Origin of the sequence: Microbulbifer taiwanensis (genome assembly GCF_014904815.1) — a bacterium.
Lineage (GTDB): Bacteria > Pseudomonadota > Gammaproteobacteria > Pseudomonadales > Cellvibrionaceae > Microbulbifer > Microbulbifer taiwanensis.
The window spans coordinates 86,689-97,710 of record NZ_JACZFR010000001.1; the positions used below are offsets into that span (position 1 = coordinate 86,689).

The 11,022-nt window shown below is 62.1% G+C and carries 6 protein-coding genes; 2 read left to right on the forward strand and 4 right to left on the reverse strand.

What is annotated here, in order from left to right:
* Positions 1-15 precede the first annotated feature (15 nt).
* Together pepN and IG627_RS00390 are read right to left on the reverse strand one after the other, a co-directional pair.
* A complete protein-coding gene (gene pepN / locus IG627_RS00385; RefSeq protein ID WP_193189159.1) occupies positions 16-2,724 on the reverse strand; it encodes an aminopeptidase N in 2,709 nt (902 codons plus the stop codon).
* Between the two features lie 412 nt (positions 2,725-3,136).
* Entirely contained in the window at positions 3,137-3,625 is a 489-nt protein-coding gene (locus tag IG627_RS00390) for a MarR family winged helix-turn-helix transcriptional regulator (RefSeq protein ID WP_193189160.1), read from the reverse strand.
* 106 nt (positions 3,626-3,731) lie between these two features.
* Between IG627_RS00390 and IG627_RS00395 the strand changes: the two genes are divergently transcribed.
* Together IG627_RS00395 and IG627_RS00400 are read left to right on the forward strand one after the other, a co-directional pair.
* Positions 3,732-5,108, forward strand: a complete 1,377-nt coding sequence (locus tag IG627_RS00395) for an alpha/beta hydrolase family protein (RefSeq protein ID WP_193189161.1) — start codon at positions 3,732-3,734, stop codon at positions 5,106-5,108.
* A 95-nt stretch (positions 5,109-5,203) separates the two neighbouring features.
* On the forward strand, positions 5,204-6,388 hold the full coding sequence (locus IG627_RS00400) for an MFS transporter (RefSeq protein WP_193189162.1): 1,185 nt from the start codon (positions 5,204-5,206) through the stop codon (positions 6,386-6,388).
* A 35-nt stretch (positions 6,389-6,423) separates the two neighbouring features.
* On the opposite strand, the gene IG627_RS00405 is transcribed toward IG627_RS00400, so the two are convergent.
* Positions 6,424-9,549 carry an efflux RND transporter permease subunit gene (locus tag IG627_RS00405; RefSeq protein WP_193189163.1) on the reverse strand — a complete coding sequence of 1,042 codons (3,126 nt, stop codon included), beginning with the start codon at positions 9,547-9,549 and terminating at the stop codon, positions 6,424-6,426.
* 12 nt (positions 9,550-9,561) lie between these two features.
* Positions 9,562-10,749, reverse strand: coding sequence for an efflux RND transporter periplasmic adaptor subunit (locus tag IG627_RS00410; protein WP_193189164.1), 1,188 nt, complete (start codon positions 10,747-10,749; stop codon positions 9,562-9,564).
* Between the last annotated feature and the right edge of the window lie 273 nt (positions 10,750-11,022).

Below are 11,022 nucleotides of genomic sequence, written 5' to 3' on the forward strand. Positions count from 1 at the left end.
TGGGTGCTGGCATCCTCAGTTTCCACTTCCCTTCAACTGTCGCCCCTCCATGGCGACACACCACTGACTCTGCTGGCGGCGGTTTTTCAGTACCCGGCCCAGTGCCGGCATCAGTTCGCTGTTCTGCTTCAGTACCTGGCTGTATCGGTTGATATCACCCTTGCTGCACGCGATCGGAAAGAGCATGGCATAGGCCTTGTTGTACAGCGTGTCCTTTGTGTCGCTGACCCGCGGCACGGCGCCAAACAGCTCTTTTCTGAAATCGCGGTACAGGTTCAGCTGCTCAGCCGGGAAGAGTGCGCTGGCGGCGGCGCGTATCTGGCTCAGTTTGTACTGGTCGCGCTTGTTGAGGATATTGTCCAGCCACTCCCGCTTGACTTCTGCCGTCGGGCGTATTGCGTTGGCGCTGATGGCGTAGTTGCGCGCGCGGTCGGTGTTGTCCTTCTCCAGTTCACCCTCGACCAGGCCGGCGTAGTCGCCGTGCAGGTTGCGGTTCATCAGGATGATCAGCTGCCAGCGCTTGTCCTGGTCGATGGTCAGGCCGTCGATTTTGAGTTCGCCGGATAGCAGCTGGGCGGCGTTGCCAAGTGCTGCGTCCGTGTGGGCGAGGTCTGTAAAGGCCGTGAACCAGGTCTTCTGTGCGTCGCTGCCGGCGGGGGCAGTGTTGAGCTGTTTCCAGGCAAAGTTCTCGATGGCCTGCAGCTGCTCGCTGCGCAGTTCTTCCGGCACAGCGAAGCGGTGGGCGTAGGCCGCCGCCGCTTCGAGGTGGTGGCTGATCAGGCGGATCACATTGATATTGCTCTCGGCGCCGGCGTTGTTCAGGGCAAAGTCGATCCACTCGGCCAGCGGCATCCTGGCATCGGTGACACTGTCGAACAGGCTCTGCCACAGCATCAGGCGGGTGAAAGAACTTTCAATCGAGTTGATATGCTGGCTTACCTGGGCGATGGATTTTTCACCGAGGCGGGTTTTCACATAGCCCCAATCCTCGTCGTTCAGGGTCAGGATCTGCGGGCAGGGTTGGCCCTTGGCTTCCTTCACCGGTGTGGTTACGCCTTTATAGGTCACCGGCACCGCGGCCACGCGGGTCATGATACTGTCCTGCATGCGGTATATACCCAGCTGGATTCTTTGCTGGCGCAGGAGCGGGTACTTTTTCGGCGCCGTCTGGTTGATCGTCAGCTGGGTGATCTTGTCGTCGCTGCACTGGTAGTCGGCGGAGATGGTGTTCACGCCGGCCTTATAGAGCCAGTTATTGGTCCACTGCGCCAGATCCTGGTTGGCGGCCTTGCCGAGATGGCCCATGAAATCCTTCAGTTCGGCGTTGCCGTAGGAGAAGTCGGTCAGGTAGCTGCTCACACCCTGGCGGAATGCCTCCTTGCCGAGGAAATGGGGCAGCTGCTCCAGCACCGAGCCGCCCTTGCCGTAGGTGATGCTGTCGAAGTTGGAGAAGGCCTCTGCGGTGTTGGGGACCGGCACCTCAATGGGGTGGGTGGTGGGCAGCTGGTCGGCCAGGTAGGCGGACTGCTTGGAACGCAGGTAAAAGTTTTCCCACACGTCGTCGAACTCGCTATTGGTGGCCAGTGCCAGGCTGGCCATATAGGTGGCGAAGCTCTCCTTCAGCCACAGTCCGTTCCACCATTGCATGGTCACCAGGTCGCCGAACCACATATGTGCCATTTCGTGGGCGATCACATTGGCGAGCCTCTGCCGCTCGGCCTGGGTTTTTTCACCGCGGGATACATAGGCTTCGTTGAAGGTTACCGCGGCGACGTTTTCCATGGCCCCGATAGTGAAATCCGGCACTATCACCTGGTCGTATTTATCGAACGGATACTCGATACCGTAATACTTCTGGAAGAAGTCGAAGGACTGCTGGGTGAAGGTAAACCAGTCATCGGGTTTCACATTGGGAGCCAGTGTCTTGCGAGCCATCAGGCGCAGGGGAATTTCCCCGGCCTTGTCTTCCCACACCACGAAGGGACCGGCGTGCAGCGGGAAGATATAAGTGGAGAATTTCTTGCTGGCGGGGAATTGCCAGTGCTTGCGCCCATCCGGCAGCGTCTCGATGTTGTTCTCGCGTGTGGCAGTGACCACCTGCCAGTCCGCCGGTGCTTTTACGTCGACCGTATAACTGGCCTTCAGATCCGGCTGGTCGAACAGCGGCGCGAAGCGGTTGGCCTTGTAGGGTTCGAAGTGGGTATAGAGGTAGACGTTGCCGTCCTGCGGATCCTGAAAGCGGTGCAGGCCCGAGCCGTCACTGGAGTAGGGGTGCGTATAGTCGATGGCGATTGTATTGGGCCCGACATTCAGTTGCCCCGGCTCGATGGTAACGAAATAACCGTTGTACTGGATGGGAATTTCCTGGCCATTAACGCTCACAGACTGAACTTCACCGCCGCTGAAATCGATGGTAAGCGCCTGTTGCAGCGGCCTGGCAATTTCGGTCTCGGCGACCACGCGGCCGGAGAAACTATCGGATTCGCTGTCCAGCACGACGGAGATCCTGTAGTCCACATCCGCGATCTGCAATCTGCGCAGGGCCGCCGTGGCGGCGGTCAGGCCGGGGGCGTCGGGGCGCGACACGCGCGGGACTTTCTGCGCTTTTACCGTCTCTGCAGCTTCCTTTTTTGTGGCCTTTTCCGAGGGAGGTGTTTTATCGCCGCAGCTGGCGATCAGCGCTGTGCACAGCAGCGCGGTGGCAATTTTCCTTGTGGTGCTCATCGAATTCTCCGGCTGGTGGCGGTGGCGCCAAGGATTGCGTTGGCTGCCTTATTACCTGTTTAGGTTATATCACGCCGAGCGGCACCGCGCATGGTGAGTGGGCGCTTACTGGAAACAGGGTGACGGTTGCCTTGCCATCGGTGGGGTGGACGAACACGAAGTTTGGTCCTACAGGACAGTTTTCTGGTCATTCCGGCGCAGGCCGGGATCCAGATGCCCCCGAACTGGATACCGGCCTGCGCCGGTATGACGAGCCAATGAATTCTCGATCTGAAACGGAGTATCCACAGGCGAGTTGCGCGGCTTTCGGAAAACTCGGGCTGTTAAAATGACCCCGCAGGGCACAGGTAAAAAGTGCGCTTACTCGGCCGGTGCGAACAGGTTTCAGATGGATACCGTCACACCAGCCTTCCTACTTCCGGGAGTCCGCCGCACGGTGCAGGCGCTCCAGGAAAGAATGCTCCCGACAAGCGCGCTCCATCGACCACAGCGTTTGCCAGACGTCGCCGCCTCCCAGGCTCATCAGCTCGGTTGACGCCTGCTCCATTGCCTCTAAGGCCTCCCGCACTTGCAGAAGCTCTTTTCGACCTTTTGCGGTAAGGCTGATCACTGTTCGACGCCTATCGGCCGGGTCGCTCTTCTGAACCACCAGGGATAGGCGCGATAGCTCCTTGATCCAGGTAATGACCAGAGTGTGTGATTGCTTAAGGAGACCGGCCAATTCGGTGACCCCGAGTGGCCCGCGTTCATTCAGTGCGAGCAGTGTCGAAATCGTGCGCGGCGGTGCCGAGACGCCCACCGTTGGATACCAGTCCGCAGCGGCATGGACCAGTTCATCGGCAAGGCGCCTCAATATGTGCGCAAGGAATGCAGGGCCTTGTTGGTGGATAAAATCGTTCATTACACCTCTCTATAGCCTTGTCCCGGCTCCGTTGGAATACGTGAGCTTGACTGTATAATAAATTTACGTCAATGTTTACGTAAATATTTACATAAATGGTATCGAAATGGCCTGCTCCACTCAACTGGCTGTCTTGCGCGCCCTGGCCTTCGTGGCGTTGTACGGCCTGGCATCGCTGAACGTCCATGCATCATCCGAAGCCCAGGCTGCCTCGCTTCCATGTGAGGTAGGGAGTTACCTGATGGCGGATGGCACATCGCTCGATATCGGCCCGGGCAGCCCGGGGCAGCTTCGCTGGAGACGCCCTGATGGGCGTACGGGTGCACTGGCGCCGCAGGGAGGGAATCAATGGACCAGCGCGCTGGGTTGGACCGGCCGGCCCGACGGGCACCAGGTCATCATTCACTGTTCGCGTGGCGAGATCCGCTTCGACGAGGTGGCAGGACAGCGACAGCCGCTGGTCCAAACCGATACGCGCTTCCAGAGCGGAGACGTTATTCTGGCAGGGCGGCTGACCCTGCCGCCAGGTCAGGCGCGCGTTCCGATCGTCGTGCTGATCCACGGAGCCGAGCATTCCTCGGCGCTGCAGCGCTATTCGCTGCAGCGGGAATTTGCCAGTGCCGGCATTGGTGTGTTCGCCTATGACAAGCGTGGCACGGGCGCTTCGGGCGGCCGCTACACGCAGAACTACCTGACCCTGGCGATCGACGCGATCCACGCTACCCGTGAAGCCAGGCGTCTCGCGGGTGCGCGCGCGGGGCGGATGGGATACCAGGCTGGCAGCCAGGGCGGTTGGGTGGCCCCGCTGGCGGCACGTATAGAACCGGTGGACTTTGTCATCGTCAGTTTTGGGCTGGCGGTCTCGCCGCTGGATGAGGACCGGGAAGCGATTGAGTTCGACATGGAGCGAGCCGGCTTTGGCCCTGAGGTCAAGGCCAAAGCCATGGAATTTGCTGATGCCGCGGCAAGGATCGTAGAGAGCGGTTTTACCGAGGGCTACGAGCAGCTAGAAGCCGTGAAAAACAAGTACCGCAACGAACCATGGTTCGGATCAGTCCGCGGCAACATCACCGGCTATCTGCTCAACACGCCAACGGAGACGATACGCAGGGACGCTCCAAGACTGCTGGACGGCGTTCCAGCGGACTATGATCCCATGCCGGTGCTGGCCGGCCTCGATGTGCAACAGCTATGGATACTGGGCGGGCAGGATAGGGATGCCCCCTCCGGCGAAACGCTCCGCCGCCTGACCGGGTTGCGCAGTGCCGGCCGCCCGATCACGACAGCCGTCTTTCCCGAAGCCGATCACGGCATGTATGAATTTGAGAAAAGTCCGGATGGAGAGCGTGTTTCCACACGGCAACCGGAAGGTTACTTCTATCTGATGAGGGACTTCATCAAGGGGAAGCTGCTGGATTCGGAATACGGAAGCGCGGAAATATCAGCTGATCGCTCTGGGTCGCGCAGGGGGCAGAGGAGGTAGTAATACTTCTTCGGCGCCTTGCGTATATCCCGGCCGTTAAATTTTGTTGTGGTGATATAGTAGCGTCCCCTGTAATACCGTGTTCAAGGACGACTATGCCCATCACTGTCTGGGGCCTGGCCCTCGGTACGGCTCTGCTGGTTACCGGCAATATTCTACTGGTGTCCGTTACCGCGCTGGTCGGTCAGCAACTGGCCCCTTCTCCCCTCTACGTTACCCTGCCGGTGGCATTGCAGTTTCTCGGCCTGATGTCGGCCGCCCTGCCGGCGGCGCACCTGATGCAGCGCCTGGGGCGCAAGGCGGGCTTCCTGATCGGAAACCTGGTGGGCGTCGGCGGCGCGGGGCTGGCCTACCAGGCGCTGGCGGTGGAGCATTTCGGCCTCTTCTGCACGGCAACCTTTCTACTGGGTATATCCATCGGCGCGGGACAGCAATACCGCTTCGCCGCCATTGAGGCCTGTGAAGCCCCGCTGCGACCGCGGGCAATCAGCCTGGTGATGGCGGGCGGCGTAGTGGCCGCGGTGCTGGGGCCAAAGCTGGCGGTGCTATCCGGGCACTTCGCGCCCGGGCGGGAATTTCTCGGTGCCTTCGGGGTATTGATCGGGCTCTACCTGTTCACCCTGGCATTGATAGCCTGGCTGCCGCTGCCGAAACCGGAGGCTGCCGGCAGCGCGGCGGGTCCGGCGCGGAGCTACGGCACACTGCTGCGCCAGCCGCTACTGTTTACGGCGATAGTGGCGGGGTCCATCGGCTATGGGGTCATGGTACTGGTGATGACTGCAACGCCCATCGCCATGCACGGCCATCACCATGCTTTTGGCGATACCGCCAGTGTTATTCAGTGGCACGTGCTGGGCATGTTCCTGCCCTCCTTTGTCACCGGCCGCCTGATCTCGCGCTTCGGCGAGGCGCGCATCATCCAGAGCGGTTGCCTGTTACTGGCGCTCTGCTGCCTGGTGGCGCAGTGGGGAGCGGGCTACTGGTATTTCTGGTTCTCGCTGGTCACTTTGGGCGTGGGCTGGAACTTCACTTTTATCGGCGCCACTTCGCTGCTCGCGCTCAGTTACCGGCCGGAAGAGAAGGCCAGGGTACAGGGCATCAACGACTTTGTGGTATTCGGCTGCGCCGCCTTCGGCAGCCTGATGTCGGGGCATCTGCAGTTGTGGTTGGGCTGGAAGATGCTGAATCTGTGGATGTTGCCCGTGATCGGGCTGGCCATGTCGCTGGTGTGGTATGCCGGTGTGCGCGCTCGATCCGGGGTGGAGCCTGGTCTGGCATGAAAAAGGGCCCCGCAGGGCCCTGGTAGTAAGCGCGCTTATTCGGCCGCTGCACCGCTCTCCGGCAATCGCCCGCGCAGCAGCCCCTGCAGCCAGGCGCGGATGCGCCCCGTGAGCGCGGCTATATCCACGCCTATGGCATAGAGCGCCGGCACCAGCAGCAGCGTGACGAAAAAGGCCACGAAGACCCCGAACGCCAGTGCCACCACGATCGGCTGCAGGAAGGCGGCCTGGATACTGCGCTCCAGCATCATCGGCATCAGGCCGACAATGGTGGTGACGGTGGTCAGCAGTATCGGGCGGAAGCGCGCCACGCCGGCCTCGATTATGGCCTGCAGCGGTTGCATGCCCTTATCCCGCAACCGGTTGCAGCAGTCCATCAGCACCAGGTTGTCGTTGACCACCACCCCCGCGGCCGCGGCTATGCCGAAGTAGCTGAATATCGCCATGGTCATACCCATTACACCGTGGCCGAAGATGGCGCCGACAAAGGCGAAGGGAATCGCGATCAGTATCAGTATCGGCTGGAAGTAACTGCGGAAGGCCACCGCCAGCAGACTGTACATGGCGAAGAAAGCCATGGTGTAGAGACCGATCACCTCGCGCACGAAGCGCTTCTCGCCCTCCGCCTGGCCCACGGCACCGCGGCTGATGCCGGGGTAGCGCTTTTCCCACTCGGGGAAAAAGTTCTCGTCCAGGTCCTTCGTGATGTCGCCGCGCACATCGTCTTTCAGGTCCGCCATGACCCGCGCCGCGCGGTTGCCGTTCCAGCGCTGGATGCGCTTGATACCCGGGGTGTACTCCAGATCGGCCACCGCCAGCAGGGGGACTTCGCGGCCGTCACTGGTGCGCACATGGAAATCCTTCAGGCTCTCGATGGAGCGGCGCGAGGCCAGCGGATAGCGCACCATCACTTTGACGTCCTGGCCCGCCCGTGGCAGCCGCTGCACCTCTTCGCCGAAATAGGCCTGGCGCACCTGGCGGTTGACTTCCGCCAGGGTCAGCCCCAGCCTGGCGGCGCCGGGTTTGAGGGTGAGGCGGATTTCCTCCGAGGCGCCCTCCAGGTTGTTGCGCACATCGTAGAGGCTCTCGTAAGTGCGCAGCTGGTTTTCCAGCTCGGCGGTGGCGGCCCGCAATATCTCCAGGTCCGGATGGCGGATGGACAATTCGAAGCCGGGGCTGTCGTCGCCGGAGGTGTAGCGCACCGAGACCTCTTTCGCATCCGGCACATCCCCCATCAGGTCTCGCAGGCGCACGGCGGCTTCCTTGGCGGACATGTCGCGCACTTCCGGCGGCGCCAGTTTGACGATGGCGATGACACTGTCGCGGCGGGAGCGGGTATACCAGTTTTCAATCAGCACGCCCTCGCCACCGGTGCGCTGGTTCACTTCTTCCTCGAGGCGTTTCTCTGCATCCTGCATCTGTGCCAGGACTTCCAGCGCGCGGCTGTAAGGCGCGCCCTCCGGCATCACCACGTTCATGACAATCTCGTCGGATTCGATTTCCGGTATAAAGCTCTTCTTCACCCAGCCGCTGCCAAACAGTCCGAAGCCGATCATCAGTACAGAGATAAAAATACTCAGTGTCAGATAGCGGCGCTCCACCGCCCAGCTGCCGATGCGGCGGTAGTGGTTCTGCGCAAAATAGACGATGCCGTCGGCGATGTGCTTCTGCATGCGCCCGAAGCGCCCCAGTTCTTCCCGCGGCTCCAGCTTGCTGAGGTGCGCCGGCAGAATCAGCAGGGATTCGATCAGCGAGAACACCAGCGCCAGTATCACCACCCAGGTGATATGGCGGGTGAACTCGCTGGTGGAACCGCTCAGGAATATCCACGGCAGGAAGGCGAGGATGGTGGTCAACACCGCGAAGATCACCGGTTTGGCCACCAGCTGCGTGCCCAGCACTGCGGCACTGAGGCCACCGCTGCCGTTGTGGGATTCCGTGTGAATACTTTCCCCCACCACGATGGCGTCGTCGACGACAATGCCCAGCACCAGCAGGAAGGCGAAGGTGGAGAGCATATTCAGGGACACGCCCACGCTCGGCAGCAGTACGAAAGCACCGGCATAGGCAGTGGCGATACCCACGGCCACCCAGAAGGCCACCTTCGGGCGCAGGGTGAGCAGCAGTATCAGCAGCACCAGCACCAGGCCCTGTAGTGCGGAGCTGCCGATGGTGTTGAGGCGGCTGTTGAAATCCTCGGCATTGTCGGTCCACAGGGTCAGCTTGGCACCGGCGGGCAGAGTGGACCGGCGCTCGGCGATCCAGGCGCGGATCGACTCGGAGGCGGTGACGATGTCCATGGTCTCGGTGGTCATTACCTGGATCAGCACCGCCGGTTCGCCGTTCAGGGTGGCGAGTATTTCGCTGTCCTCGAAGCCGTCCACCACCTTCGCCACATCGCCGACGCGGATGGTGCCGCCGTCCGCGCTCTGGCGCACGATGATGTTGGCAAATTCCTGCTCTGTATCCGCCTGGCTGCGCACCTTGAGCTGGTAGGTGCCGACCTGGGTGCGCACGGTACCGGCGGACTGGTTGAGGGAGCTGGCGCGAATGGCGTCGGCCACTTCCTGGAAGCTCAGGCCGTAGCGACGCATGGCCAGCTCGCTGACCTCGATGGACACCTCCTCCCGGCGGGTACCGAAGAGTTCCACCACGGAAATGGCGGACAGGTTGGCGGCCTCGCGTCGCAGTTCTTCCGCCAGGCGTTTCAGTTCACGCTCGCCCAGATCGCCGTGTACCGCCACGCGGATAAATTCCTCGCGGTTCACCCACTGCTGTACCTGCGGCGGTTCTATGTCGCGTGGAAACGAGGAGATGCTGTCCACGCGGATCTTCACGTCGTTCATAAAACGGGAGAAGTCGACGGTCTGCTCCGCGAGGATATAGACCTCGCCCAGGCCCTCTGCCGACGTGGAGCGCACCCACTCGATATTGTCCAGGTCGCTGACGGACTCCTCGATGCGCGCGACTATCTGCTCCTCCACTTCCTGGGGCGCGGCACCTGGCCAGGAGACCGCAATCTGCAGGCCGGGAAAGCGCACCTGGGGATCCATTTCCCGCTCCATGGCGCCAAAGCCGAAGAATCCGGCCACCAGAATGCCCACCATGGCGAGGTTGGCGGCGACAGTGTTGCGCGCCCACCATTCGATCAACTTGTTCATCGGTGCGCTCCGTTACTGCAGGGATAGGTTTTGGGCCAACTGGGTGATGGGCTGGACTTCCATACCGTCCACGGCGTTGGCGATGGTGGAAGTGACCACCCGCTCGCCGTCGGCCAGGCCGGAGGCGATCACCACCCGTTCCTCGGAAGTGGACACTACCTCCACGGTGCGGATATCCAGGCGGTTGTCTTCATCCACCACATACACCTTGTCGGCGCTGCGCAGTGCATCCCGCGGCAGCACCAGTGCGCGGCGCTCCCGCACCCCCTCGGCCTCGGCGCTGACGAAGAGCCCCACCGCCAGCGGCACGCCGTCGCTGGCGCCCTCGCCGTAGGGATCGTTGACCTCTGCCACCGCATAGATCAGGCGGGTCTGCTGATCCACTGCGGCCTGGGTGCGCACTATGCGCCCCTGCCACTGGCGCTGGTCCCGGCCCACCCGGGCCGACAGCGTGACCTGCGGCCCCGGATTCCGGTCGCTGGCCACAAAACCCATCGGCAGGTCCAGTTCCTGCAGCTGGAAATCTGTCAGCGGCAGGCGCACTTCCACCCGGTCGGTGGCAAATGCGCGGCCGAGGACGGTGCTGGCGGTGACATACTGGCCCAGGCCCACATCGCGACGGATCACCCGCCCGCGGAACGGCAGCTTGATGCGGGTGCGCTCCAGGTTCAGTTGCGCATCGGCGAGCTCGGCCTTGGCGGAGCGCAGCTCGGCCTCCGCTTCCGCCACCTGGGGTCGATTCACCTGCAGCGGCGTGGGCTCGCGCCCCGGGTTGGCGGCCTGCCACTGCTGGCGCTTGATGGCGGCGGCGGCGCGGGCCTGCAACAGCACCACTTCGGCGGCGGCCACACCGGCCTCGGCGCGGGCCAGGGCCAGGCGGTAGTCGGCGTCGTCCAGCTGGATCAGCGTCTCGCCGGGCTCAAAACCGGCGCCCTCGGCGAAACTGTCGGAGATAGCGACAATACGCCCGGCCACCTGCGGCGTCAGGTCTATCTCGGTGCGCGGCCGCACCTCTCCCTGGGTGTCGACGGCGAGGTGCACGGCCTGCTCCCGAGCCTCGGTGTAGAGCAGTGATACCAGCCGTTGCGTCTCTTCCTTTTTCTCCGGTGCCGGCTTGGCGGCACTCATGACCTGCACCACCCCAAAACCCAGTGCCAGTACCAGAACGGGCGCGGCGCCCTTTAGATATTTCTTATTCATTTGTCTCATCTGCGTGGAATGCGAAATTCACCAGCGGCGTCCACTGGTGCCTGGCCGGTTCCAAATAAACACGGAACCCTGCAGCTGCGTACGGACCAAGAGCCGGGTAGGGCCGATACAGCGGCGTACCCTTCTATTGACCGCCTTGGGGGTGGGTTTGGATGCAGTGGGTGTGAAAAAAAGAGGTGGAGTGCTGAGACTTTTTTGGCTGGGTAGCAAAAAGGCCCCGTGGGGCCTTTTTGCAAATCCATTGTCGTCATCCCGGCGCAGGAA

Coding starts and splice junctions, on each gene's coding strand:
- IG627_RS00395 (WP_193189161.1), top strand. CDS start 3,732: ATGGCCTGCTCCACTCAACTGGCTGTCTTGCGCGCCCTGGCCTTCGTG.
- IG627_RS00400 (WP_193189162.1), top strand. CDS start 5,204: ATGCCCATCACTGTCTGGGGCCTGGCCCTCGGTACGGCTCTGCTGGTT.
- IG627_RS00390 (WP_193189160.1), bottom strand. CDS start 3,625: ATGAACGATTTTATCCACCAACAAGGCCCTGCATTCCTTGCGCACATA.
- IG627_RS00405 (WP_193189163.1), bottom strand. CDS start 9,549: ATGAACAAGTTGATCGAATGGTGGGCGCGCAACACTGTCGCCGCCAAC.
- pepN (WP_193189159.1), bottom strand. CDS start 2,724: ATGAGCACCACAAGGAAAATTGCCACCGCGCTGCTGTGCACAGCGCTG.
- IG627_RS00410 (WP_193189164.1), bottom strand. CDS start 10,749: ATGAATAAGAAATATCTAAAGGGCGCCGCGCCCGTTCTGGTACTGGCA.